This is a genomic window from Verticiella alkaliphila (assembly GCF_018904615.1).
GTDB lineage: Bacteria > Pseudomonadota > Gammaproteobacteria > Burkholderiales > Burkholderiaceae_B > Verticiella > Verticiella alkaliphila.
Window position 1 is genome coordinate 12,674 of sequence record NZ_JADCNH010000007.1, and the last position, 24,202, is coordinate 36,875.

25 protein-coding genes are annotated in these 24,202 nt (G+C 64.7%); 22 read left to right on the plus strand and 3 right to left on the minus strand.

Features of this window, described 5'->3' with window-relative positions; genetic code table 11:
• A complete protein-coding gene (locus IMZ29_RS06955; RefSeq protein ID WP_216182434.1) occupies positions 1-1,002 on the minus strand; it encodes an HD-GYP domain-containing protein in 1,002 nt (333 codons plus the stop codon).
• Positions 1,003-1,210: 208 nt separating this feature from the next.
• Complete coding sequence (locus tag IMZ29_RS06960; RefSeq protein WP_216182079.1) at positions 1,211-1,618, minus strand: lysozyme inhibitor LprI family protein; 408 nt, start codon at positions 1,616-1,618, stop codon at positions 1,211-1,213.
• Between the two features lie 217 nt (positions 1,619-1,835).
• Here IMZ29_RS06960 and IMZ29_RS06965 point away from each other — a divergent pair, with 217 nt between their 5' ends.
• Complete coding sequence (locus IMZ29_RS06965) at positions 1,836-3,398, plus strand: phospholipase D family protein (protein WP_216182081.1); 1,563 nt, start codon at positions 1,836-1,838, stop codon at positions 3,396-3,398.
• 256 nt (positions 3,399-3,654) lie between these two features.
• Entirely contained in the window at positions 3,655-5,826 is a 2,172-nt protein-coding gene (locus IMZ29_RS06970) for an ATP-binding protein (RefSeq protein WP_371820149.1), read from the plus strand.
• Positions 5,827-5,862: 36 nt separating this feature from the next.
• On the opposite strand, the gene IMZ29_RS06975 is transcribed toward IMZ29_RS06970, so the two are convergent.
• Positions 5,863-6,708 (minus strand): class I SAM-dependent methyltransferase, encoded by an 846-nt coding sequence (locus IMZ29_RS06975; protein WP_216182083.1) that lies wholly within the window; start codon positions 6,706-6,708, stop codon positions 5,863-5,865.
• A 404-nt stretch (positions 6,709-7,112) separates the two neighbouring features.
• Between IMZ29_RS06975 and IMZ29_RS06980 the strand changes: the two genes are divergently transcribed.
• The 20 genes from IMZ29_RS06980 (at position 7,113) to IMZ29_RS07075 (ending at position 24,189) form a co-directional block, all read left to right on the plus strand.
• Positions 7,113-7,511: a toxin co-regulated pilus biosynthesis Q family protein gene (locus tag IMZ29_RS06980; RefSeq protein WP_216182085.1), complete on the plus strand. Its 399-nt coding sequence runs from the start codon at positions 7,113-7,115 to the stop codon at positions 7,509-7,511.
• 10 nt (positions 7,512-7,521) lie between these two features.
• On the plus strand, positions 7,522-8,493 hold the full coding sequence (locus IMZ29_RS06985; RefSeq protein ID WP_216182089.1) for a hypothetical protein: 972 nt from the start codon (positions 7,522-7,524) through the stop codon (positions 8,491-8,493).
• Positions 8,424-9,239, plus strand: coding sequence for a type II secretion system protein GspD (locus IMZ29_RS23225; protein WP_216182092.1), 816 nt, complete (start codon positions 8,424-8,426; stop codon positions 9,237-9,239). The genes IMZ29_RS06985 and IMZ29_RS23225 overlap by 70 nt, the downstream gene beginning before the upstream one ends.
• The gene (locus IMZ29_RS06995; RefSeq protein WP_216182095.1) at positions 9,239-10,543 is read left to right on the plus strand and encodes a hypothetical protein; all 1,305 of its coding nucleotides are present in this window, start codon (positions 9,239-9,241) and stop codon (positions 10,541-10,543) included. The genes IMZ29_RS23225 and IMZ29_RS06995 overlap by 1 nt, the downstream gene beginning before the upstream one ends.
• Positions 10,544-10,978: 435 nt before the next feature.
• Complete coding sequence (locus IMZ29_RS07000; RefSeq protein WP_216182098.1) at positions 10,979-12,709, plus strand: GspE/PulE family protein; 1,731 nt, start codon at positions 10,979-10,981, stop codon at positions 12,707-12,709.
• Positions 12,710-12,831: 122 nt separating this feature from the next.
• Positions 12,832-13,791, plus strand: a complete 960-nt coding sequence (locus IMZ29_RS07005) for a type II secretion system F family protein (RefSeq protein ID WP_216182100.1) — start codon at positions 12,832-12,834, stop codon at positions 13,789-13,791.
• 67 nt (positions 13,792-13,858) lie between these two features.
• The gene (locus tag IMZ29_RS07010) at positions 13,859-14,488 is read left to right on the plus strand and encodes a type II secretion system protein (protein ID WP_216182102.1); all 630 of its coding nucleotides are present in this window, start codon (positions 13,859-13,861) and stop codon (positions 14,486-14,488) included.
• A gap of 56 nt (positions 14,489-14,544) precedes the next feature.
• Positions 14,545-15,876: a prepilin-type N-terminal cleavage/methylation domain-containing protein gene (locus IMZ29_RS07015; protein ID WP_216182104.1), complete on the plus strand. Its 1,332-nt coding sequence runs from the start codon at positions 14,545-14,547 to the stop codon at positions 15,874-15,876.
• An 82-nt stretch (positions 15,877-15,958) separates the two neighbouring features.
• Complete coding sequence (locus tag IMZ29_RS07020; protein WP_216182106.1) at positions 15,959-16,267, plus strand: hypothetical protein; 309 nt, start codon at positions 15,959-15,961, stop codon at positions 16,265-16,267.
• A gap of 47 nt (positions 16,268-16,314) precedes the next feature.
• Complete coding sequence (locus IMZ29_RS07025; protein WP_216182108.1) at positions 16,315-16,563, plus strand: hypothetical protein; 249 nt, start codon at positions 16,315-16,317, stop codon at positions 16,561-16,563.
• Positions 16,564-16,664: 101 nt separating this feature from the next.
• On the plus strand, positions 16,665-16,955 hold the full coding sequence (locus tag IMZ29_RS07030; protein ID WP_216182440.1) for a nucleotidyltransferase family protein: 291 nt from the start codon (positions 16,665-16,667) through the stop codon (positions 16,953-16,955).
• Complete coding sequence (locus IMZ29_RS07035; protein ID WP_216182109.1) at positions 16,952-17,377, plus strand: HepT-like ribonuclease domain-containing protein; 426 nt, start codon at positions 16,952-16,954, stop codon at positions 17,375-17,377. The genes IMZ29_RS07030 and IMZ29_RS07035 overlap by 4 nt, the downstream gene beginning before the upstream one ends.
• Positions 17,378-17,703: 326 nt before the next feature.
• Positions 17,704-18,426: a Rha family transcriptional regulator gene (locus tag IMZ29_RS07040; RefSeq protein WP_216182112.1), complete on the plus strand. Its 723-nt coding sequence runs from the start codon at positions 17,704-17,706 to the stop codon at positions 18,424-18,426.
• Between the two features lies 1 nt (position 18,427).
• A complete protein-coding gene (locus IMZ29_RS07045; protein ID WP_216182115.1) occupies positions 18,428-18,583 on the plus strand; it encodes a hypothetical protein in 156 nt (51 codons plus the stop codon).
• 753 nt (positions 18,584-19,336) lie between these two features.
• The gene (locus IMZ29_RS07050; protein ID WP_216182118.1) at positions 19,337-19,546 is read left to right on the plus strand and encodes a hypothetical protein; all 210 of its coding nucleotides are present in this window, start codon (positions 19,337-19,339) and stop codon (positions 19,544-19,546) included.
• 19 nt (positions 19,547-19,565) lie between these two features.
• The gene (locus IMZ29_RS07055) at positions 19,566-20,774 is read left to right on the plus strand and encodes a DUF4214 domain-containing protein (RefSeq protein ID WP_216182121.1); all 1,209 of its coding nucleotides are present in this window, start codon (positions 19,566-19,568) and stop codon (positions 20,772-20,774) included.
• 33 nt (positions 20,775-20,807) lie between these two features.
• Positions 20,808-21,449 carry an SEN1982 family lipoprotein gene (locus tag IMZ29_RS07060; RefSeq protein WP_216182124.1) on the plus strand — a complete coding sequence of 214 codons (642 nt, stop codon included), beginning with the start codon at positions 20,808-20,810 and terminating at the stop codon, positions 21,447-21,449.
• A gap of 439 nt (positions 21,450-21,888) precedes the next feature.
• Complete coding sequence (locus tag IMZ29_RS07065) at positions 21,889-22,110, plus strand: hypothetical protein (RefSeq protein WP_216182127.1); 222 nt, start codon at positions 21,889-21,891, stop codon at positions 22,108-22,110.
• 313 nt (positions 22,111-22,423) lie between these two features.
• Positions 22,424-23,626, plus strand: coding sequence for a DUF1173 family protein (locus IMZ29_RS07070; protein WP_216182130.1), 1,203 nt, complete (start codon positions 22,424-22,426; stop codon positions 23,624-23,626).
• Positions 23,623-24,189, plus strand: a complete 567-nt coding sequence (locus tag IMZ29_RS07075; RefSeq protein ID WP_216182133.1) for a hypothetical protein — start codon at positions 23,623-23,625, stop codon at positions 24,187-24,189. Before IMZ29_RS07070 ends, IMZ29_RS07075 begins: the two co-directional genes overlap by 4 nt.
• Positions 24,190-24,202: the final 13 nt, after the last annotated feature.

Genomic DNA, 24,202 nt, shown 5'->3' on the forward strand with positions numbered 1-24,202 from the left:
TCACGCGGCGGCAGGCTCGGTCCAGCGGGAGCGGATCTCCAGGAGATCGGGCAGGTGGTTCAGGAAGACGTCAGTAAAGCGCGGATCGAAGTGCCGCCCGCGCTCATCGCGGATCAAGGCCACGGCGTCTGGCACGGACCACGCCTGCTTGTAGGGGCGCACGCTCGTCAGGGCGTCGAAGACGTCAGCCAGCGCCACGATGCGCGCCTCCCAGGGAATGGCCATCCCGACGAGGCCATAGGGGTAGCCGCTGCCATCCCACTTCTCGTGGTGGGCGATGGCGATGCGCCGGGCCATGCCGAGCAGGCCGCCCGCCTCTTCGCCGATGATGTGGGCGCCGATCTCCGTGTGGCGCTTCATGATGGCCCATTCTTCGGCGTCCAGACGACCTGGCTTCTGCAGGATGGCATCTGGAATCCCGATCTTGCCGACGTCGTGCATGGGCGAGGCATGCAGGAGATCCTCGGCGTCGCCAGCGCTGCACCCGGCCGCGAGCGCGATCCGGTACGCGTAGTGGCTCATCCGGATGACGTGCAGCCCGGTCTCGTTGTCCTTGTACTCCGCGGCCCGGCCGAGCCGCTGCACGACCTGGAGCCGCGTCTCTCGCAACTCGTCCACGCGGACCAGCGACAGGTGCGTGCGCACACGCATGCGCACCACCGCAGGGCTCACGGGCTTGGAGATGTAATCCACCGCCCCGACTTCGAAGCCCTGGGCTTCGCTGCGGTGATCCGTCATGGCGGTGACGAAGATCACCGGAATGTGCCGGGTCAACGGGTCCGCCTTGAGCGCGAGACAGACGTCGTATCCGCTCATCATCGGCATCATCACGTCGAGCAGGATCAAATCCGGACGTTGCTGACGCGCGATGTCGAGCGCGCGCTCACCGTCGCGCGCATACAACAATTCGTAGTCTTCCTCGAGCAGCAGCTTGAGAACTTCGAGGTTCAACGGCTCATCATCGACCACCAGAATGCGCGGTTGAATATCGAAAGTGGGCATCATGGTGGGCGTTCCGTGCGCGCGGCACGGGAGTGAGGCCCCTGCCGCACGGGAGATCCGGGCGGCAAACGAGGCCGTGCAGAAGGCCATGGTACATGGGCCTGCCGAGCTACGGAACTTTAAAAGCGCAGAAGTGTGTTGACGCCGCTCTCGCGCGCAGGCCACGGCCGGGCGGCATGTCCAGTCGCTCGTCCTGGCCGAGCGCCCCTCAGGGACGGTTGGCGATGCCTTCGAGCTCGTCAGCGCGGGCGGCTGTCATGGACAGCATGCAATGGTTGGCCTCGACGCGAGCCAAGGTGCCGCCGTCCGGATCGTTGCGGAAGTCGCAGTTGAGATCGCGAAAGTGCAGCCACGCACGCTGCACGTCGCGCAGCGCGGCATCACGCCCCTTGCCGACACGTTCGCGCGCTGCGGCATAGGCATCGTTCAGCCGTTTGTCCTGACGCTCGTACTCGGCCGTGATGCAGGAAACCATGTCGGCCGTGACCCCACCAGCCTTTTCCATGCAGGCGGTGTGCTGCTCGCTGGGCGCAGGGCCCCGGTCTGCGGTGGACTCGGCAGCCTGGCCCACCCACGGCAGCGCGGCGACGACGAGAACAGAGAACCAACGGTGCATGACGGTACGCTCCTGAATGCGGTTGAACGGCCCCACCGACGCAAACGACGAACCTGCCCGGGGGGCCACCCGGACACCCCGGTCTGAAATATGCTTACGGCCTCGCCGCCTTCCGGCGCTGAAGCCTTGCACGGTGCGTCATGCCGGCTCGACCATGTCCGGGGCAAGCGTGGAGCCACCGCACTCGTCACGGTGCCGATTGTTCTTGGAGACGCCGTTGCGCCGTTTCGTTCGCCGCACGCTCATCGTGCTCGTGGTGCTCATCGTGGCAGCGCTGCTCGCGCTGCTGGCCTACAGCCATTTTGCCCAAGGCGCGTTGGGCCCACCGTCCAGCGCGATCCCGGTACAGCCTGCCCAGACCCGGCTCGACCGCGCGATCGCGCCCTTGCTCCAGGCCCACCCCGACCACAGCGGGCTTGCCCTGGTCAGCGACAACGCCGATGCCTTCGCGATTCGTGCGGTCAGCGCACGCGCGGCCGAGCGCAGTCTGGACGTGCAGTACTACATTTGGCATGACGATCTCACCGGCCGGCTGCTGCTGCAGGAGCTGCTGCGGGCAGCCGAGCGCGGCGTGCGGGTCAGACTGCTCGTCGACGACATCAACGCCCATGGCACCGAGCTGAGCCTGATGTCGCTCGCCCAACATCCGAACGTCGAGGTGCGGCTCTTCAATCCCACCCGCAATCGCGGAGGCTCCATCGGACGCGCCGTGGAGATGCTGCTGCGCGCGGTGAGCCTGAATCGTCGCATGCACAACAAGGCGTGGATCGCGGACGGGCGCGTGGCCATCGTGGGCGGGCGCAACGTCGGCAACGAGTATTTCGATGCCGATCAGCAGATGAACTTCCTCGACGCCGACCTGGCCATCGTCGGCCCCGCCGTGCCGCAGACCGAAGCCATCTTCGACGCGTTCTGGAACAGCAAGGGCGCCCTGCCGGTCGAAGCGCTCGTCGACGGCGAGGAGGTGGTGCCACTGCAGGCCAGCTCAGGCGCGTGGACGGCCGAGGCCGGCGAGAAGGAAGCAGGCCCCTACCTGCGTCAGATCGCCGAGTCCGCCACGGTCCGTGATCTGGTCCAGGGCAAGGCCCGCCTGCACTGGACAAAGGAAGCCCAGGTCGTGTCCGACCCGCCCGAAAAGGCGTTCGGCGAGAGCCGCGACGAGGCCGACTGGCTCATCGCCCAGATCGCCGACCAGGCTGCCGAGGCCCAGCATGCCTTCACGATGATCTCGCCCTACTTCGTGCCGGGCGCGGACGGCGAGAAGGCCCTGCGCGCGGCGGCCGAGCGCGGCATCCGCATCGAGATCCTGACCAATTCGCTCGCCTCGAACGACGTGCTCGCCGTGCACAGCGGCTATCTGCGCTATCGCCAGCCGCTGCTGGAGGCGGGCATCGTGCTGCGCGAGCTGATGCCCTTCGGGCCCTCCGGCTCCAGTCTCTTCGGCTCCAGCGGCGCGAGCCTGCACACCAAAGCTTACGTGGTCGACGATGATTCCGCTTTTGTGGGCTCATTCAATTTCGATCCACGCTCCGTGCGGCTCAACACGGAGATGGGGGTGCGCTTTCGCCACCGCGAACTGGCCCAGGAGGTCATGGCCCTGTATCAGCGCTATGCGGGGCCTGAGAAGAGCTACGGCGTGGCGCTGGAAGACGGACGTGTCGTGTGGTTGGACGAACGCGAAGAGCCGCCACGGCGTCTGGCGCAGGAGCCGGAGACGACACGCTGGCAACGCGCGGTCGTCAGTGTGCTGCGCTGGTTGCCCATCGAAAGCCAGCTGTAGAAGCCGCTTGCGCCGTTGAGCCGCTGCGTGCAGGCAGCACGAGCACGAGTCCACTCGCCGCTCACTGTCGAGCAAGGCGAGGGTGTGTCCAGAGGCATCTGGATACATGTGGTCATTTGCCGACAGACGGAGTGTGCGAGCATGCCAGCGCAATGGTCGCTTCCATCGAGCCTCGGTTGTCAGGTCGCCCCTTGCACCGGCTGCGTTGCGCAAGCCCGCCGCCTTCACGCTCGGTCGATTCGACAGGAGGTTGCCCGTGACGCCGACGTCCACCCTGGCCCGCCGCGTTCGCCGTCTGGACGAGGAGCAGCGTAAAGCCTTGCTCATGATTGCGTCGGGTGCGCCCGTGGGTGACTGTCTGGACGCGCTCACCGATGCCGTCGCCCGCCTCGCACCCAATACGCGAGCCTGCGTCCTGTTGGCCAGCGCCGATCGCACGATGATGGCGCAGGGCTACTCCTCGCACTTTCCGCCGGCGTTCTCCGAGGCGATTCGCGGCCTGCCGATCGGCGTGGCCTTGATCGGCGCCTGCGGCGCTGCAATCCACGAAGGTCGCCCGTTCGAATGCGTGGACATCGAGCATGACGCCCAGTGGTCGTCTGCCTGGCGCGCCCTGTGCCTCGCGAACGGTATCCGTGCCTGCTATTCCCACCCTGCTCTGGGCACCGGCGGTAAAGCCGTCGGCTCGTTCTTTCTGTGCCTGTCCGAGGCGCGCCGGCCCGACCCATGGGAGCGCCGCGTCGCCGAATTCGGCGCGCTTGCCACCAGCATCGTCGTGGAACGCGACCGTACCGAGGCGCATATTCGCAACGAAATGTATGCGCTCAACCGCCTACAGGAACTGAGCGCGGAGTTGGTCGGCCCCGGCGAGTTCGAGCTGCTGCTGCAGAAGATCTTGGCCGCCGCAGCAGACATTTCCGGGACGGACAAAGGCAATGTTCAGGTCTATGACTCTACCAGTGACAAGCTGCGCATCGTCGTGCATCAGGGGTTGAGCGAGCAGTTCATTCGACACTTCAAGGACGACGGCTGGGACGTCAGCTGCGGCGAGGCCGCCAAACAGGTCAAGCGCCTCGTCGTGCCGGATGTCGAGCATCTGGACGATCTCGAAGACACGCTGGGCCAAGCCATCGTGCAGCGCGAAGGCATCCGTTCCATCCAGTGCACCCCGCTGGTCAGCCGGGACGGGCGGCTGCTCGGGATGCTTAACAACCATTACGACTGGCTGGGCGGGCCCACGCCCGCCGCCCTGCGCTACATCGATCTTCTGGCCCGTCAGGCAGCCGAGCTCATTGAGCGACATCAGGTGGAGCAGGAACTCGCCCAGGAGCGGCGGCGCAAGGACGAGTTTCTCGCGATGCTGGCCCACGAGCTGCGCAATCCGCTCGCGCCCCTCTGCAACATGCTCGAAGTCCAGAAACGCGCCGAGACCGACGTGAGGCAGATGCGGGCGTCTCGCGATGTGATGGCGCGACAGCTGCAGCAGCTCGTGCGCCTCGTCGACGACTTGCTGGACGTGAACCGGATCAATCGCGGCAAACTCGAGCTGCGTCATGAAGCCCTCACGCTCGACCCCATTCTTCAGCAGGCGATCGACGTGTGCGAGCCCCTCCTCACGGAGCGCGGCCATACGCTGCACCTGAGCCTGACGGACAGCCCCGTGCATCTCTTTGGGGACCCGGCGCGCCTCACCCAGGTGTTCGGCAACCTGCTCACCAACGCCTGCAAATACACCCCCGCTGGGGGCGCGATCGACGTTCAGGTCACGCAGACGGCGGACGATGTCGAGGTGGTGGTGCGCGACAATGGCGGCGGCATTCCTGTCGACGAGCTCGATCGCATCTTCGAGATCTTCACCCAGGTCGACCGCTCGCGGGACCGCGCCCAGGGCGGCCTGGGCATCGGCCTCACCCTGGTCAAACAGTTGGTGGACATGCATGGCGGCAGCGTGCGCGCGAACAGTCCCGGCCTAGGCCAAGGCAGCGAATTCGTCGTGCGCCTGCCATTGGCGGCGATGGCCAACGTTGCCGTGGCACGTGGCCCGACGCACACGCCCCTCACCCCCCGCCGCATCCTCGTCGTGGACGACAACGCCGACGTCGCGCAATCCCTGGCTACCCTGCTCACCCTCGAGGGCCACGAGGTCCACACCGCCTACGGCGGCGCCCAGGCATTGCGTCTGGGCGCCCAGCTGCGCCCGGACCTCATCCTGATGGACATCGGCATGCCCGACATGAGCGGCCACGAAGCCTGCCAGCGCTTGCGTCAGGAACCTTGGGGGCAACACACCACCGTCATCGCCCTGACCGGCTGGGGTCAGGACGCCGACCGCCAGCAATCCGCCGAGGCCGGCTTCGACGCGCACTTGGTCAAGCCGGTGGATCTCGCGGCGCTGCAGGCGGTGCTGGGCGAGCGTGCGCCGCGGTGACGATGCCCCCGAACGCACAAACCCACGTCCACGGCGTCAGGCGTCCGCCCGACACGCTCCCGATTCCGTGAAGAACCGCTCGCCCATTTCCTCCAGCCCCACGCTCTTCAACACTTCCTGGAGCCGCTCGGCCGGACGCCGGCGCGGCAGATCCTTGTAGGTGGCGATGATGAGCTCGTTCTTCATGGAGTGCTCCCAGCCCACCAGCTCCGTCACCGTGACCTGGTAGCCGTGCGCCTCCAGTTGCAGGCAGCGCAGCACGTTGGTGATCTGGCTGCCGAACTCACGCGTGTGGATCGGGTGCCGCCAGATCTCGCTCAAGGCAGTAGAAGCCAGCATGCCACCCTTCAAACGACGCAGGACGCCGGCCACTTCGGCCTGACAGCAGGGCACCACCACGATGTGCCTGGCGTGCTTCTGCAGGGCGAAGCGGATCGCGTCATCCGTGGCGGTATCGCACGCATGCAAGGCGGTCACCACGTCGATGCGCTCGGGCAGCGCCGTGGACGTGATCGAATCCGCCACCGACAGATTCAGGAACGACATCCGCCCAAACCCCAGATGCGACGCGAGCTCGCGCGACTTCTGCACCAGTTCCTCGCGCGTCTCGATTCCGTAGATGTGCGAGCCGTCGTTCAACGCCTTGAAGAAGAGGTCGTAGAGGATGAACCCGAGATACGACTTGCCCGCGCCATGGTCCACCAGCGAGATATCCCCACCCTCCTCCTTCAAGCCCTTCAGGAGCGGCTCGATGAAGTTGAAGAGGTGATAGACCTGCTTGAGCTTGCGCCGGCTGTCCTGATTCATCTTCCCGTCGCGGGTGAGGATGTGCAGGGCCTTGAGCAGTTCGATGGACTGCTCGGGTTTGATCTCGGGGGTCATGGGGAGTTGGCGATGGACGCTGGATGACCAGAGGCGGATCCTGGCGGATCCACACGTTGCAATCTGATGGTGCCGGTGAAAGGAATCGGCCGTCTAGTATTCACGCGGGCTACCGGGATATCTGGGGCAAAAATGGGGCCGAACGGGAGAATCCTTTGTCGGTCCGAGCGCAGCGAAGTGACTTGCTGACCCACACTGTTCCTTCGCAGATCTGAGCGTCAGCGGCCCCAAAGCCGAACTTCACCGCAATTTTAAGCCTTGCGCGGGTCGGCCATCGGCCGAACCACCAACATCGTTACAGGAACGGCTGGGGCAACGTTCTCGCTGAGCTTCAGCCTGCCCTGCTTTCTCGGACCCGACAGTCCCCTGTCTCCCGCGGCACTCGCCGCGTCTCTGGACCTCCCATGAAACGACCCCTCCTGGCGGCCGCGCTCCTCGCGGCCGGCATGCTGGCGCCTGCGCATGCCGATACGCAACCCGCCGACGCCTTTGGCTCCCCGCAACCCGCCTCGATGACCTGGTCCATATCGCCGGCCGACGTCACCGTACGCCAGACGCTACAGCGCTGGGCGCGCCTGGCTGGTTGGACGTTCGGCCCGGCCGAGTGGGCCCTGCCAGCGGATATCACCGTGGCGGCCTCAGCAACTTTCCATGGCGATTTCGTGGAGGCTGTCCAGGATCTGGCTGCTGCCACGAGCCTGTCCCGCACCCCGCTGCGCGCGTGCTTCTACGGCAACCAGGTGCTGCGCGTCCTTCCCTACAACGAGCTGTGCGACCGCACTGCATCGCCTGCCCGTCCCTGAGAGGCCCTTCGTGCTCACCAAAACCTTCAGCCTCGTCGCTCTGACGACGATCCTGTCCGGCTGCGCGTCGTTCGAACGCGTGGCCGCGGTCAGCGACATGGGAAACGCCACCCAAACCACGCTCACCGTGGATTCAGCGCAATTTCGTGCAGGTGTAGCGGATAGCTATCGCAGCTTGGGCAGCCACGTGCAGCGCCCGTGGATCGCAGGACCCGCCATTCCACTCGCCCGCGAGGTGACGCTGCCGGCGCCGCTACGCGCCAACGTCAACACCACGCTGCTCTTCGCCGACAGCACAGGGGACCTGCTCACTGTCGCCGAGCGCATTCAGCGCGCCACGGGCATCCCTGTCCAAGTCACGCCGGACGCAATCCTGCCGCGCGATCGGTTCCTGCCGCGCCTGGCAGGCGATGCGAAGCAAGACGCTGGCACAGCACAAGTGGCCGATGTCCACTTCCCGGGATTTCGCTACGACCTGCCCACCGACCGCCAGGCCGGCCCGCTCATCCCTGCGCTTGGACAAGCCAACCCGCGGATCGCTTCGGCGCCGGCCCTCCTGCCGCATGGTGAAGCCCCTCTCGCCAACGTCCTGGACATGGTGAGCCTGCGCCTGGGCACCTACTGGCGCTACGACGCTGAGCTGGGCGCCATCGTCATCTACCGCACCGAGACCCGGCAATTCAACGTGCGGGCCCTCGCTCTAGCCGCGCAGACAGAACTCGAGCTGGGTCTGGCGAGCCAGGGCGGTGGCGACGCGGACTCTGGCGGCGGCGCCTTCGAGAGCCGCAGCCGTAGCCGCTTCACTTCGGATTCGAGCGACACCCCTACGCTGGCCGCGGTCGTTGCCAAAGTCGAACAGTTCCTGACCGCGCGGGCTCGGTCGTTGCACCTGAGGGCGCCAGCAACATCATCGTGGCCACGGACACCAAAGATGCTCTCGACCAGGTCGCGCGCTACCTGGAAGCCGAGAATCGCGCGCTGACCCGCCGCGTGCGCATGGTGATCGATGAGATCACGCTGACCCGCGACGACGTGGACAAGGCGGGCATCGACTGGAATCTGGTGTTCACAAGCGCTGGACGGGCTACCGGTGCCGTCGGCTTGGGCACAGCAACCCAAATCGGCGCCTCCGACAGCGCCGCGTCGCTGGGCGCATCTATCGGCTCCGGGCAATGGGCTGGCTCCAGCGTGACCCTGCAAGCGCTCTCTCAGATCGGCACCATTGTGCGGCGCACCAGCATGCCGGTGCTCACGCTCAATCGCCGGCCAGTGACCTACGCTGTGCGCGACTCGTTCGAGTACATCAAGAGCCTGCAGCAGACCCAGAGCACGTCGGACAGCACGGCGCCCACGGTCACGGCGAATCAACAAAAGGAGACGGTCGGCACGTTCGTCACCCTGGTCCCTGACGCCCAGGACGACGGCCAAGTCCTGCTAACCCTGGCCTACGACGACACCCGCTTGGTCGAGCTGCAGCGCCAGGAACTTGGCACTGATGGTTCGTTTGTGCAGCAGCCCCGCATCACCGGCCGCGGCGTCACCCAGCAGGTCGAGCTGCGGCCTGGTCAGCCGATCATCGTCGCCGGCTTCAGCCAGGAATCCGACAGCGCTCGCCGCCGACGGGCAGATCGCGACGCGCCCATGCTGCTGGGCGGCGGCAACGAAGCACAGTCGCAGCACACCTACACCCTGGTGATCGTGACGGCTCTGCCTGAAGAGGGTATGTAATGACATCGCCCTACGTCACCGAGACGCTACCCGACGGCCGCACGCTGGTGTTCGGCCTGGCCTGGAACGTTGTCATTGGCAATGACCTTGACAGGCTGGCCAGGCGCTCGGCTCGACGGGCCAAGGCTAGCCATTACGTGCGAGGCGGTCCTCGCAGCCACATTGTGGGCACTGTGCGACTCAAGGGCCGTGATGCGGCAGGCAGCGCCCTCCATTCCCCCGCCGCAGCTATCGCTCGCGCGATGCCGACAGGCACACGCGCGGTACGAGTGCGCTGGGAGGATGGCCGCGTCTGGGTGGGTGCCGCGCACAACGGCGCCGTGCTTATGGGTGGCGACCGTATCTACGCGAGCGACTTCGAAGCTGATGCTGCGGTGGCCGCCCTGCACGACATGCACCCGGACCTGCAAGCGTACGGCGATGGCACGGCACAGCCGCTGCCCGCCGGCGTCATCACCGATCACCTCACGGCGGACACGACCCTCCAACCGTCGAAGTTGACCTTGGCCGCGGTGCCTGTGGGATTGCGCTGGCTGCTCGCCGGCGCTGCCGCGTTGGCCCTGCTCAATGCCGGCTGGACGACCTGGCGAGACCATCAACAGCAACAGGAGCGTGCCGCACGCGAAGCCAGCCGCCCGGATGACGCCCAACTCTGGCGCGATGCCGTGGCGGCTTGGCAGGCGGGCACCGTCGTCGACGGGCAGCCAGGGCTGAGCTCGCTGTACGACGCCCTGCTGAGCATCCCACTCGCGCTGGGACGCTGGCCGCTGCATAGCGCGACATGCACACCGGCCACTGCGAGCCAGTGGTCATGCGAGGCTCGCTTTCGGCGCGGGCCGCTGGGCACGCATGCCGACGCTGTCGCCGCAGCGCCACCCGGCTGGGACCTGGATGTCTCCAACCTGGCACTCGTAGAGGCGCGCTGGACTGCTCGACGAGTGACTACCACGCTGGCAGCCACAGGCACGCCGTCATGGGGATGGACCAGTTGGCAGCAGTTGCTACCCGCGTTGGAAGGCGTTGCAACACGTGAGGCGCAGCCGGCGGCCATACAGCCTGCACCCACTTGGTTGCCCGATGGCACACAGTACCAGCCGCCTCCGGCACATCAGAGCGGCGTGAAGCTGCCACGCACGCGCAATTTTGACGTCACCGGCCCACTGCGCTCGTTCTCGCTGGCTCCGATCTGGCCCCAAGCGAGGATTTCCAAAGTCCAGTTGCACGTGCTGGATGAAGCCACACCCACCCTACAACGGAGCGCGCTGACCGCGACGCTCACAGGAACAATCTATGAAACGGATTAGCGCACTCGTTGCGCTCACCATGATCTGCGGGATGGCCGGAGCGTCGGACTTGGTCGCAGTGCCTCCAGCTCCCGCCGCAGCCCTCGTGAGCGAGCTTCTGCAATTGGACGCTGAGAAGGCTTTGCGAGCAGGAAGAGGGGAAGTGGCGCCGCGGGCCGACCTCCCCGCGGTCGAATCGCCCCCCCGCGACCCGGCAGCCGACGACACGGACGCTTCCCCTGTGGCCGCACCCCGCCTGCTGGCCATCTATGGAGTTGATAGTGTGCTGTCTGCCGAGTTTGTGATCGCGGGTGACCGCATAACCCTGAGACCTGGGCAGTGGTACGCCAACCACCGCGGCCAGCGATACCGCCTCAGCGCCCTGCGTCCGCCCTGCGCGGTGCTCGATGGCATCACCGGCAGCTCCACACTTTGCCAACCCACAGCGAGGCATCCATGAGCGCATTGCGCCAGATACTTACCTCTGCTCCCTCCACACACTCCGTCGATACCGATGGGCCGACCCTGCTCAGCAGCCTCGCGGATCTCCACAGCCTGAAGCCTGCGTACCGCCGTCTGCGCGTCGATCTGTCGGGCCAGCGGCTTGCACCACACGTGTGCCCAGCCGAGCTTGAGGATGGCTCACTCATCGTGCTGTGCACGCCTGAGTACGGTCGCAGCGATCCACTCGCGGCGATCAAGGAAGCGGTCAGACGCGCCCAGCCGGCGCTCGATACCCGCGTGGTCATGATCACGCCCACTCTGCTGCTTACGCTGGAGCGCGAGCACATCGATGCAGGCGGCCTGCGAGCGCGCACGGACAATGGAACCGGGAGCCGCGATCGCTCAGCCGTGCGTGGCGCGTTCACTGACATCATTCGCTGGGCACTGGCCCACGCCGCCTCCGACATTCACCTCAACCTGGCTTTGCGCGAAGTGGAGTCTCAGGTCTCGTTCACCATCATGGGACGCTACCTGCACCCATCTCGATGGCGCATGCCTACCGCTCGACTCCAAGATATGGCAAACGTGGTCTGGATGGACGTCAGCGGCGGCACGGGCGCGGTGTTCGACCCTCGCACCGAGCAGCAGGGCCGGCTCCACGAAGTCGTCGACGGCGTTCCGGTGATGCTGCGCTGGGCATCGCTGGCTATCGATGCTGGTGCGTCGGTATGCCTGCGATTGCTGCGCCTGGACAAGACCGCATCCGATGTGACCCTGGAATCCCTCGGATACTTGCCATCGCAGGTGGCGTTGTTGCGCAGGGCGCAAAACTCCGAGGGTGGTGCCATCATCCTGTCGGGCGTTGTCGGATCGGGAAAATCCACGACCATAGCCCGACTGCTGGCCGACTTACCGGATTCGCGCAAGCCAATCACGTTGGAAGATCCCGTTGAGACGGCCATCCCCAACGCCCTACAGTCGACAGTCAGCCGCCCGCTGACCGGCGGCGAGAACCCGTTCGGGGCCAAGTTGCGCACCGTCAAGCGCTCGGCCATGACGGACCTGCTAGTCGGCGAGATCCGCGATCAGGAAACGGCGCTGGCTTGGATGGATCTGGTCAGCTCCGGCACGAACGTCTACACCACCGTCCACGTCGGGGGAGCCGCCCTCATCCCCGAACGGCTGGCGAGCGATTTCCTGGGGGTGTCACGCGATCTACTGGCGACGCCGGGAGTGCTGAAGCTTCTGGTCTATCAGGCGCTGCTGCCAAGGCTGTGCAACTGCGCGCTGCCCTTCAGCAATCTCTTCGCGGGGGGGCAGAGTCTAGACGGCCGGCACCATGACGGCGATCACTGGCATGCCTATGCCGATCGCATCCGTCGGCTGTACCAGGTCGACACGTCAGGCCTGCGCGTACGCAATTCAGAGGGCTGCGGGCACTGCCGCAACCCGGATCTGCCTACGCTCAATGGCTTCGCCGGTCGAACGGTAGTCGCCGAGATGATCGAACCGTCGTTGGACGTGCATATGCTCCGTGCCATCCGCGAAGGGGACGCCCTGCAGCTCATGACGTTGGCTGCAAGCCAGCGCGCCGCAACGTTCGACTCACCCGAGATGCAAGGCAAATCAGCAATGGAGTGCGCGGTCTACAAAGCTTTGATGGGCGAGATCGACCCACGCGAAATTGAGCCCAGGTTCCAGGCCTTCGAAACTGTGGAACGCTCCCGGCGTCAGGCGACATGAGGGCCGGCGCAATCGGGATCCGCCTCGCCGCACACCGATTCCGTGGTCACCGCGCGGACTATTACGAGTACCTGGCGGATCTCCTGGGTCACACCGGGGGCCAGCTCACTCTGCGACAGATCATGCTGGCTGATGCCGCCCGCTATGGCAGTACGCCACGCGGCATACTCAGCGCTCACTGGGCTGATCGCTACGATGACAATGGCGATCTCACACGCACTTTCGCAGGCACGCTTCCCGCTGCTGATGTCGCGGTTCTGGCGACGTTGCAAGAGGCCGGGCACGCGGCGCTAGCGGAGGGCCTGCGGGAGCTCGCCAACCTCACACGCCTGACGACACGCGCCCGCATGGAATTCGTCGGCACCGTTTTGGTCGGCGCGGTATGCGCCGCAGCGCTCGTGATGCTGCTGGCAGCCATCCCGCTGTTCACGGTACCAGAGCTGCAATCGGTCTTCAGGCACGTCCCCCCGGAGCGATATGGCGCGTCGGCACAACGCTTGTTCGGCTTTGCCGACTGGCTGCAGCGATACGCGCCATACGTCGTAGCTGGCACCGCAGTTCTGGTGTGGCTGATCGCCAGCTCGGTCACCACGCTCACAGGCCCTCTTCGCGATTACCTGGATCGATTCGGCATCTGGCGCCTGTACCGACAGATGTGCTCGATCCGACTTCTGTCGACGCTGGCAATCGTGCTCAGACAACGTGGCTCGACGTCGCTACAGCTGCGGGCCGCGCTGCAGATGCAGCAGGCTGGAGCTACTGAGTATCTGCGTCACCATCTGGACCGACTGCTCAGTCGCGTGGACGACAGCAACATCGGAGCGAGTACGTTCGATGCCGGCCTACTTGAACGAGAGACCGTCTACTACCTTGAGGATGTCATCCACGCACGTGGCATGGATGAAGGCATGCAACTCGCTCGGCAACGTACGGAGACGCATTTGCTTGCCCAGGTACGTCGGCGTGCAGCTGTGTTGCGCTGGACACTCGCCCTTGGCTCGGTAATAGCCATTGTGGCTATCGCGCTCTGGCACACGATCGTGCAGCAAGAGCTCGTAGCAATCATGAAGTTGCTCGGCTGACCCCAGAGTTCGCCAGTACCCATCGGGCCTTCGCCCATCGCAGTTCAATCCTTCGGAGTTTCATCTCATGGCATCGCGCCAATCGCACTCGCACGCCCCTGCATTCCTTCAATCTCTCCGTCTGCGCAAACAGGCCGGCTTCAGCCTGGTGGAGGTCGGCGTCGTCACGGTGATCTTGATCATCGTGGCCATCATCGGTCTGCCGGCCATCAACGGGTTCGTCATCGAGAACCGCGCGCCCAAGGTGGCCGGCGAGCTGCAACGCTTCGTTGCGCGGACCAAGGCCTCGGCCGAGGGTGGCGGCCCGACGCCATTCGCGAACATCAACAACGCCAACAACCTCGTGAAGGCACTCCGTACCAGCAGCGTGGTCAAGGCAAACGAGGACACCAGTGTCATCGCTCATCGCCTGGGCGGCCAAGGAAGCGGCACGAATGGGGTCCTCACGGTTGCTCCCGCAACGCTCGCCGGCGGGGGGGCTGGAAGCGCCTTCGCGCTGACTCTCACGAACGTGAATGAAGCGGCCTGCCCGTCTCTGGCGAGCATCATGCAGCAGATGTCCGATCAGATGTCCATCAACGGTACGGTGGTCAAGGCTCTCGGCACCAACAACGAGGCCGGCGCATACAACGCGGTGGCCGCGGAGGAGCAGTGTGTGGCCGGTGACAACAACACCTTCGTCTTCGTGAGCCGATAACAATGCGTGCCGGGCGGTCGCACACGCAACATGCCCGGCCGCAGAAGGAGATCTGCATGACCCGATCGTCCAAGCGCTGCCGTCGACATGGGGGCTTCACCCTGATCGAGGTCGCCATCGTCGGTGCTTTGCTGGCGCTGGCCGCCGTTGCGGCAGGCCGGGTGTTCCTGCAGGGCACCCTGGACGCCAAAGCGCAAGCCACAGGCGCGTATCTGCTGACCATGCGCGGTGCCGTGCTGCAAAGCATCACGACGCACTATGACCTCCTGCACCGAGTCGACACCAGTGCAGCGCCGGCCGGCACCTACCCCACACCGAATGCTGCGATGACAGCCCTCGCCAACAATCTGCGAGCGGCCACGCATCCCGACCCGACATTCCGGTCCACCTGGCGCAGCGCGGATCCGGCGACACTCCGGGCCCTCGCATTCCTTCCGCCGTCGTTGCCCGACAGACCGCCGCTCGGCGGCGCCGTCGTGGTCAAGATCAAACCGTTTGGCACCTGCCCTGGGCCAGATTGCAACCTGACGGTGCTCATCCACACGTGTCTTCCTGTGGGCGAAGACTCCGGTGTTCATCTGCCGGCGGCCGCCGACTGCTCGGCCTACGACACAGCCTCATACCAAGGCTCACCCGACCTTGTAGGCCAGGTCATGCTGTCGACCCAGGGATTCGGCATCAACAACTGGATGGCTCCCAATCAACTGCGCGGACCACTGTTCAATCAGGCGGGCGTAGCATGGAGTGCTGGCGCAGTCGGCCAACCACAAGGCTTGGTCGGCGTCGTGGCATCCCTCGACGCGACATCACTCTCTCAGTTCGTCCGCCACGGCGACACACGTCGGGTCCGGCTCAACAACACCCTCGACGTCGCAGGCAACCTCACCACGGACACAGCGCTTACCATCAGACGCGCAGCGGTGGCGGGCAGCGCCTGCACGTTGGCAGACGCCTACGGCACCACGCAGCTCGGGGTACTCGCTCAGTGCGTCGGCAACCGCTGGCAAGAGCTCACCCGCCATGTTGTGGCCTGGCACGGCTCTGATTTGGCACAGGGCGCTGTCATCCCAGCGCCTGCCTGCGCACCCGGCACGGTGCCGTGGGTCAGGATCGCACAACAGACGGTTGCCACCACCGCAACTGGAAGCGAGGTCACAGTGCGCGGGACCTTGGCCGGCAATGTGACAGGCTCCGGAAGCGTCAACACCACCGGCTCAGTGTCGGTTACCGGCACAGTCCGCGGCACCGTGAGCAGCACCGCGGACAGCAGCGTCCGCACACGCCAGAGCGTTACCGCCACTCCCCGTTCAAGCGGATGGACCGTGGCCTTTAGCGTCGCCGACGCGGCGGCACGTGCATCTGCGATGACGGGTTGCACGCTAGGTTGACCGTTATCTATGCAGTGCGCGTGTTGCTGTCACGTTGACGACCGCCAGGCGCACGCAAATGGAAAGATTGATGACTCAAGCCATGTCTCTCACATCCTCCGGGAGCATCTCGAAAGCCTCCAGCGCCGTCTCAAACCTTGAGGCCCAGATCCACGCCCGCGCGACCGAACTCGCAAGTGCCATCGCGCGCCGAGCATTGTCGGAATACATCGCAGCGATGAACCGCGACCCGCGTCTGAGCACAGGCGTCATCTCCGCGGCGGACTGGATCCCGCCTGAGCCAGCCTCGGCAGACCTGGCGATGCAGACGATCTCGCTGATGCTGGAGGGCGCCCAGGTCTACCTGCAGAGCCAGATGGCCGCGCGGGAAGCCCAGCGCTACACGCCCTAAAGGGCCAACACATGGCGCGGGCCTGCCCGCGCCCTGCAGGACAGACCATGAAGACCCCATCCCTGCTTGCTCCGCTCGACCAGGCGTTGAGCGGCTGCACCTACGACCAAGCGCGCGCGACGATCCTTGCGTGTCCAGACACTACCTACCGGCTGCGTGCATGGATCCGCGATGCTCAGGAGCTTGAGCCTCTGGAAGCGATCGTCGAAGCGGAGATCCTGCTGCTGCTGCAGCGCACCCGGCTGCGAGACCTCAGCCGCGGGCTGGCAAGTATCCGAACGGAGGAGACGCAATGAGCAACGCCACCACCACGAGCATCCCGAATTCCTCGGCACTCAAGGCGTCGTCGAGCGGCTATGATCGGCATACCGACAACCGCCAAGCCCAGGAGATCTCGATGAAGCCCTCCGTAGCGATGGAAGCCCACCGCGACGCCATCCGGCGGATTGTTGCCTCTCATCGCGCCTTGAATCCGCGAGTGTTCGGGTCAGTGCTATACGGCAAGGATCGGGACGGCAGCGACCTGGACATCCTGGTGGATCCCCTTTCCAACACCACCCTCTTCGACATCGGCGCAATCCAGCGCGAGCTGCGCGAGTTGCTTGGCGTCGAGGTTGATGTGCTCACTCCCGACGATCTGCCCGACCGTTGGCGCGGTCGGGTGCTGCGGGAGGCCCAACCGGTATGAGTCGCGACGCCCTTAGTTTGGATGACTACCTGTCGCACATCACCCAGGCGTGCGCGCGCATCGAGCGCTACACGGGGACGATGAGTGAGGCAGCCTTCTTATCGCCTAGCTCAGAGCTGGTGCAGGACGGCGTGATCCGAAACCTCGAGGTTGTCGGTGAAGCTGCGAACAACATCGCCAAGCACCACCCTGAGTTCATGGCGGCGAACCCGCAGCTCCCGCTGATCAACGCATATGACATGCGAAACAGGCTCTCGCATGGCTACTTTCAGATCAATCTGCGGCTGGTCTGGGCGACGGTGAAAGAGCATGTACCTCAGCTGGCCAATGAGATCCGAGTTGCGCAGCTAGCCCTAGACGGCCGAGCACACGAAAAGCCTCTGGTCGCAAAGCGCAACCTGGGCGACGATTTCGGCCTCTGACCAGCTCGGCAACGCGACAGGCTGCTTGTGCAAGTCGCAAGCAAGCGTGGATTGAAACAGGCCCCAGTTTGCGATAGAGTGAGGGTTCGCTGGTAAACAACCGGCGGCGGGTTTGGCGACCCGAGATACACAGGCGCGCAGCCGCCTGAAGCCCGTTCACGCGGCTTTCTTTTCGTCTGCGCGCAGCGTGGCACCCCTATGGGCGGGCCATGTGGGAGGGCCTCGGCCCTGCCGGTCCCTGTGTTCCGGTTCGCCAACCCACGTGTGTCCGCCCACCCCGTTTGGCGACGGGAGGCGGTTCAAGAACCGCAACACAGGGGTCATCCATGACCGGTACCACGTCACCCGGCACGTCTGTGCCCGCAAACAGCGCTCGCCCCGAGCCCGTCATTTCCGTTTCCCAGAATCGTGCTGTCACGACCAGCATGGCCGTGGCGGAATTTTTCGGGAAACCGCACAACGACGTCTTGAAATCGATTCGCGCCCTGCTCGCATACGTGCCTGCAGACCATCAGAGAAATTTTTCCCAGACGGTCGCCGAGCGCCCGAACCCGAGCGGCGGCGGGTCGATATCCTCGCCCGCCTTCTTGCTAACCCGCGACGGCTTCACCCTGCTCGCGATGGGATTCACCGGCAAGCGCGCCCTTCATTTCAAGCTCGCCTACATCGACGCCTTCAACCAGATGGAGGCTCGGCTGCAGCAGCGCGCCGTGCTCGCGCCCGCCCTGGACCCCAAGCTCACCGCTCGCGTCGATGAGCGCGCCTGGGAACTCGCGCGCACAGCCTTCGCCTGGTATCGCGGCGAGATGCTGGCCGACCAGGACGTCAAGAGCGGCACGCTGCGCCCCGAACACTGGACGCCTACCCGCACCGAGCATCAGAGCCTGCAAGCGCTTGCGCGCCACGCCGCCGCCTTCGAAGTCGTCGAGCGCTTGGCCCAATCCGGCCGCATGCACGTCATGCAGGAGGGCCGCCGCCTCGCGGCATACGTCGGCCTGGACTGGGACGCCGACATCATGAAGAAGCCGACCGCGAAGCGCGGAGGCTGACATGAACCACTACCGCATCAAGGTACGCCTGGCAGACGCCACGTACCAATGGATCGCTATTGCCGTCAGCCCTGTGAGAGCGATGCTCGACGCACGAGATCGCTTTGCCGATCAGGACTTGGTGGTATCAGCCACCCCACTCCACAAGAGCCGATGAGCCCGCCGCGCTTGCACGTCACGCAAGTAGGGAAGCACTCTGCTTCAGCGGCAACCCTAAAGAACCGGATGTGCCAACCGTATGATGATTACCTTCTTGTTACGCGCACTTACCGGCGCCCTGCTTAGTTTGTCCACGATCGGCGCCCACGCTCAATCCACGGCGGATATCGAGCTCAACTCTACCGACTTCCATGCGGAACTGATCATCTCGCAGGATCCACCCGGCGCGTGTAGGTCAGGGTTTTCGTTCCAGGCGAACTGGGGAGGCTGCGTGCGGCAGTCAACGGAGTCCGGCTCCGAGTCGCGGGCTTGCCCTTCTGGCCAGACCGGCACACAACGTCGGTCACGCTCCCGTCCCGTGTACACACACCAGGATGGGTCCGTTCAGCGTGGCACGTGGTCTTCCTGGTCATCTTGGACGGGCACCTGCACCACGCCGGCTCCAGTCACTCCTCCGCCACCGCCTGCCCCCACGCCAGGGACGCAGTTCCCCATCCCACAATCAATCTCTGCGATGGTCTGCGGCTCCGGTGACGCTGGGTATAGCACCGGAGGCAATACGCTCATCCAGAACTCCTTTCGGAATCAACTGATCAGTTACTACCGCAGCTTCGGCATTGCAGGGCGATGCCCGGAGAGCTCCGGGTACAGCTACTGGTTAGGCGATTGGTGGAGCCGGGCAAGCACCGCGGCTAACGGGCCCTTCCATGATGCTGGGGGAAGTGCTGCCGGGCTGAACTGGAGCACGTTCGTGAATACTTACATGCCTGATCTGTGGCGGGATATGGTTCGCGCGATTGACGCCTCCGCCGCTAGCAACGACGAAGCTGGCCAGGGAGGCGTGAGTGCTGCCAACGGCCTTTGCCAGCGTGCCGCCAATGCGGCCTATGGCGCTGGAAAGACCACCGCAACGTACATCCTCAAGTCGGGCAACCAGTGCCGACTGACCGCCGTTCACTGACATTTCATCGGACATCATCATGGCCCTCACCCGTGCCCAAGCCATAACGCAAATAGAGTTGTTCCAACGAAACTATCTTCCGTCGGACAAGACAGCGGTCAAAGATTGGACTGCTGTAGTTGACGCAGGTATCTCGCGAGGCAACACGACGATTGAAGCCAGCATGCAGGTCATCATTCGTCAGATGATCAGCGATGTTGGTTACTACCAGAACGCCTTCCCGAGCCACCCGCCAGCCCTGTGGGTCATCGATACAAGCACCGACTTAGCCAACAGTGTCAAGCCGTCGGAATTGATCGCCTACTTCTACCCCAACGCCAGCACCGCCGACAGCGCGGCCCTAGTCACTGCCCTGTCCACCGGCACCATCACCAGCATCGACTTTCTCACCGGCTGGCTGCCCGCGCGCATCGAGTCGGCCAGCCCCAGCGCGGCCGATGTGCTCGAAGCGATCTTCGACGCCGGCCTGGGCACGCCCATGCTGCCCGACATCGATCTGGCCCTGCCCGGCGTCACCGACGCCCAGACCGAATTCCTCATCGGCATCTACGTCGCTGCCTTCGACCGTGCCCCGGAACACACCGGCCTCGCATACTGGGCCAACGATCTCGCCACGCTGCTGGCCAACGGGATGAGCGAGCCCGACGCCATGAAGCAGATGGCCAAGGCCATGTACGTGGCCGGCGCCGAGAATGGCGAGAACGGCACTTCGCTGGATCACGCCGCCTATGTGCGCTTCGTCTACGACACCGTGCTCGGCCGCGAGCCCGACGTCGGCGGCGCCACGTACTGGACGGAGCAGTTGCAAGCCGGAGCCGACCGCAGCACCTTTATCGCGCCCTTCCTTACCAGCGCACTGGCCGCAGCTGGCGACAGCAGCTATGTGAGTGCCCGCATCGCCGTCGCAGAGTATGCCGCCCAGGCACATGTCTCCGGCCCTGGCAAGAGCGTCGATCTGGTGAAGGTGCTCAGTGAGGTGAGCACCACGGGCGATGCCTACCTCGCCATCCAGGCCTTGGCTAACGCGTATCCCACGTCGGCGGCAGCCGTGACCGCCACCGTCGCCAAGTTCATTACCTTCGCGCTCGAGCCCGAGGACGTCGACTTGGCGGCTTTCGGCGCCGACACTCGCCACCTTGATGACAGCCTCGCTGCCTTCCAAGACGCCAGCGCCCAGGAGATCACCGTAGTCGGGGTTGGCGCCGAGCCGGACGCAGCATTTCTTTGAACCCAACCTCACAGCTCTCTCGGAGGCATTGTTTTGAAAGTCGTTTTTTCCCTGATTGCAGCCAGCTGCGCTCTTGGTCTAGCAGCGTGCGATAGCAAGTCTGACGCGAACGCCAAGAACTTCGGCGAAGTCGTCGACTCGACGCTGCTGGCTCTCGGTCCGGAATGCGTGAATCTTGGTCACTGGCCGAAGGAGCTTCCAGCTGGAAGCAAGTCGATCGAGGCTGATCGCTTGGCCGCGTTGAGCGCGGCCGGACTGGTCAAGCAAGAGCCCGCGCAGGTCCAACAACTCAGTGTGTTCGGCACCGCCACAGAGCAAATGACGGCTGGCTTCCGCTACACGCTGACGGAGGTTGCGGCGAGAAGCGTCGTCGAGCGCCCGACGGTGCGGGGCCTATTTGGTCCGAAAGATCAGATGGACTCGCATCTGTGCTGGGGCCAGAAGCGCTTGGAGAAGGTCGTAAAGTGGCTGGGCCCGAAGAGGGACGGCGAGTATGCAGAGGCCAGCGTGATCTACACCGCCAAGCTGACGGAAGAGCAACCCTGGGCGAGCCAACCGATCATGCAGAAGACTTTTCGCGATGTGGAACGCTCGATGGCACGCATCGGGCGCGAGGAATCCATGGACCTGGAACTCTCATCAGAGGGCTGGGAATCGACACGCCTGCGCCGCTGACATCCGAAGTTGGAACGCGGATTCCGAACAAAGTAACGTCTTGATGTCGACCACTCGATCTCCAACGTGCTTCCGCTGTGACGCCAGGGCAACCGGGCTCCTGCGCCTACAGAATCCATGTTCCTTTGGAGAAGTCGAAACCACAGACTCCGCGGCAGTCTTCGCATGCGCAGAGCACATTGCTCAGAGCTCGGTCGCGGACGATTATCTGCGTTTCGAGCTCCTTGCCGCCAGACGGCAAGCCCACGCAGCGGTGGCCATTGATGGCCACCGCGGCGCGCACGTCACGCGCAGCGGCCATAAGCGAGCAAGCGGCCCGCTTAGTTGCCCCCGTTATGTCGATAGCACTACGACAACAATCGCAGCATTGGACGGGATCGCGCGCGCCTTGTATTTTTGGCACCACCAAGGCACCCGGAAGCTGCTTGGCTCCCTGCACGTGTGGCCGCTGTTCTTGCCGCCGACCAAGCACGCCGATGCGCTCTCTATGTCCGGGCAGATGACCCGTTGGCTGAGGGAAGACCTGGCACGCAGGCCGTTACACAGGCTGCCGGGCAACGCTCTCTGCTATCAGGTGTTCGAAGAGGACGACCTCATCGTGGTCAACATTGTCTTCGCCGACTCACAGCAAGCTTGCGCAATCGGCGCCTTGCAAAGCTGACCCGCCGGTCGCACAGCCTAGCGCTCTCTGCTGAATAGCTGCCGCTCTACAAGCCTGTGCCCTGCCGATTCGATTGCAAGGCGCTCGATATCCAGCAATTAGACATTTGAGATAACAGCAGAAAGTAGTCCGAAGAATCATCTGAAAAATCAGAGGCTTTCGGACTGAATTCTGAGATCTCAAGTCTCTCTTCTCTCTAGAACGCCAAGACTCGGCCGGTCCTGTCAGGCCGCCTTCAACTCGCCCCCTCAGCGCATTCGCCGGCTCCCGCTATTGAAGGCCGGGGTCGATGCGCGCCCGTGCCGATCACAAGATGCCCACCTACCAGATTGACAACAAGATCGTCGACCCGTCAACACAGGACGGCCAGGCCGCGCTCGCCGCAGCCCACACCAAGCGCTTACGGCCGCAGTGCCTATGCCAAGCGGAAGGCGTGCCGATGTACATCGCCCGCGCTGGCGACCGCTACCTGGTCAAGCGCATGCCGGACTGCGGCGCGATCCACCACCAAGACTGTGCCTCATACGAGCCGCCGGCAGAGCTCTCCGGCGCAGGCGAAGTCCTTGGCACGGCCATAGTGGAGGATGAGTCCAGCGGACAGGTCAAGCTCGCCACTGCCTTCTCCCTTCGAACAACTCCCGGCCGCGCTCCGCCCACGGCATCTGAAAGTGCCAGCGGCGGCGATGCGCAAGACAGCCCCCGACGTCTGACGCTGCTGGCCACGTTGCACTATCTCTACGACCAGGGCGAGCTCACGCGGTGGGCGCCCGGCATGACAGGAAAGCGCAACTGGGGCGTTGTGCGCCACCAGATCATGGCGGCTGCCGGAGGCAAGGCGCTCAAGGGGCTTCCCCTGCACCAGATCCTGTTCGTGCCTGAGATGTACAACGCCGAGCGTGCGGACCAGATCATCGCGCGCCGCAGCGCTGACATTGCTGATGCGACTCAGGGCGAGCAGAACCGGCTGTTTCTCATCGTGTGCGAGCTCAAGGACCTGCTGCCCTCGAGGTATGGCTTTCGCGCGGCCATCAAGCACATGCCGGACATGTCGCTCATGCTCTCGCCAGAGCTTCACACGCAGATCCGTAAGCGCTTCGGGGCCGAGCTCGAACTTCGAGAGACGGACGAGAACGGTCACACCCTCCTGATGGGAACCGTGTCCGTCACACGCACCGGCACACCACATCTGCGCGAGGCAGCGTTGCTGTCAGTCTCAGAGCGCTGGCTTCCATACGCCAACCGGTACGAACTCGCGGTGCAACAGCAGCTCGTCGAGGCACGCCGGCGTTTCGTACTTGGCCAGCGGTACAACCTCCGGCCTGATGTGCCGATCGCCTACGGCGTCCTGACCGACTCTCCCAGCAGCACTGCTCTCTACGTCACACCGCCCGGCGCGTCCGTCGCATACCGCGATCGGCTCCTTGAGCTTATCGAGACGAGCGCGATGCCGCACTGGCATTGGGATGTCGAGTCCGGGCTACTTCCTCCCCTACCCCCACCACGAGCATCGACATGATCCGCAAACTGCTCTACGGCGTCGCCCTGGCTCTCAGCGCGGCCGCGCCTGCCCTGGCCGACAACTGGCCATGCGAAGTCGCCCTGTGCATGAGTGACCCGCGCGGCGCGCGGACTGAGTCCGCTTGCCGTCCCCCCGTTGACCGCGCCCTGCGTGAGTGGGCACGTGGCAGAAGCGTGCCCGCCTGCCGCACGGAGACAGGAGACATTGCCTTGCGGCGAACAATCATCCACTGGGACGACTGCCCGACCGGCACTAGGATGACCGCGGGCGAATCGCGTTGGGCAGCTCTCGGCAAGTTCGGGACGGGCACCATTCCTTCGATAGCGCAGACGCCGGTGCTGGTTGCGGGAGCTGGCTTCAATGCGTCGCTTTACGACACAGACATCCCTCGGGCGTGCGTGAGCGGCCAGTCACAGGACGTCTTCATGACTCTGAATCAGGACGACACTGCCTCGACCGTGACGGTGTACGAACGACTCGTGCTGCTTCCGCGGCAGAACAAGGTGCGCGTCGAGTTGTGGCTGAACGGCGCGCTGCTCTCGACCGCCAAGGGCATCTGACCATGGTCGAGTT

Excerpts from the sequence above, each read along its gene's own strand:
- IMZ29_RS07020 (WP_216182106.1), top strand. The coding sequence starts at position 15,959 with ATGTCTCTCACATCCTCCGGGAGCATCTCGAAAGCCTCCAGCGCCGTC.
- IMZ29_RS06975 (WP_216182083.1), bottom strand. The coding sequence starts at position 6,708 with ATGACCCCCGAGATCAAACCCGAGCAGTCCATCGAACTGCTCAAGGCC.
- IMZ29_RS07030 (WP_216182440.1), top strand. The coding sequence starts at position 16,665 with ATGAAGCCCTCCGTAGCGATGGAAGCCCACCGCGACGCCATCCGGCGG.
- IMZ29_RS07000 (WP_216182098.1), top strand. The coding sequence starts at position 10,979 with ATGAGCGCATTGCGCCAGATACTTACCTCTGCTCCCTCCACACACTCC.
- IMZ29_RS07010 (WP_216182102.1), top strand. The coding sequence starts at position 13,859 with ATGGCATCGCGCCAATCGCACTCGCACGCCCCTGCATTCCTTCAATCT.
- IMZ29_RS06980 (WP_216182085.1), top strand. The coding sequence starts at position 7,113 with ATGAAACGACCCCTCCTGGCGGCCGCGCTCCTCGCGGCCGGCATGCTG.
- IMZ29_RS07045 (WP_216182115.1), top strand. The coding sequence starts at position 18,428 with ATGAACCACTACCGCATCAAGGTACGCCTGGCAGACGCCACGTACCAA.
- IMZ29_RS07025 (WP_216182108.1), top strand. The coding sequence starts at position 16,315 with ATGAAGACCCCATCCCTGCTTGCTCCGCTCGACCAGGCGTTGAGCGGC.
- IMZ29_RS07005 (WP_216182100.1), top strand. The coding sequence starts at position 12,832 with ATGCTGGCTGATGCCGCCCGCTATGGCAGTACGCCACGCGGCATACTC.
- IMZ29_RS07075 (WP_216182133.1), top strand. The coding sequence starts at position 23,623 with ATGATCCGCAAACTGCTCTACGGCGTCGCCCTGGCTCTCAGCGCGGCC.
- IMZ29_RS07015 (WP_216182104.1), top strand. The coding sequence starts at position 14,545 with ATGACCCGATCGTCCAAGCGCTGCCGTCGACATGGGGGCTTCACCCTG.
- IMZ29_RS06955 (WP_216182434.1), bottom strand. The coding sequence starts at position 1,002 with ATGCCCACTTTCGATATTCAACCGCGCATTCTGGTGGTCGATGATGAG.
- IMZ29_RS07055 (WP_216182121.1), top strand. The coding sequence starts at position 19,566 with ATGGCCCTCACCCGTGCCCAAGCCATAACGCAAATAGAGTTGTTCCAA.
- IMZ29_RS07035 (WP_216182109.1), top strand. The coding sequence starts at position 16,952 with ATGAGTCGCGACGCCCTTAGTTTGGATGACTACCTGTCGCACATCACC.
- IMZ29_RS06960 (WP_216182079.1), bottom strand. The coding sequence starts at position 1,618 with ATGCACCGTTGGTTCTCTGTTCTCGTCGTCGCCGCGCTGCCGTGGGTG.
- IMZ29_RS07040 (WP_216182112.1), top strand. The coding sequence starts at position 17,704 with ATGACCGGTACCACGTCACCCGGCACGTCTGTGCCCGCAAACAGCGCT.
- IMZ29_RS07070 (WP_216182130.1), top strand. The coding sequence starts at position 22,424 with ATGCCCACCTACCAGATTGACAACAAGATCGTCGACCCGTCAACACAG.
- IMZ29_RS06995 (WP_216182095.1), top strand. The coding sequence starts at position 9,239 with ATGACATCGCCCTACGTCACCGAGACGCTACCCGACGGCCGCACGCTG.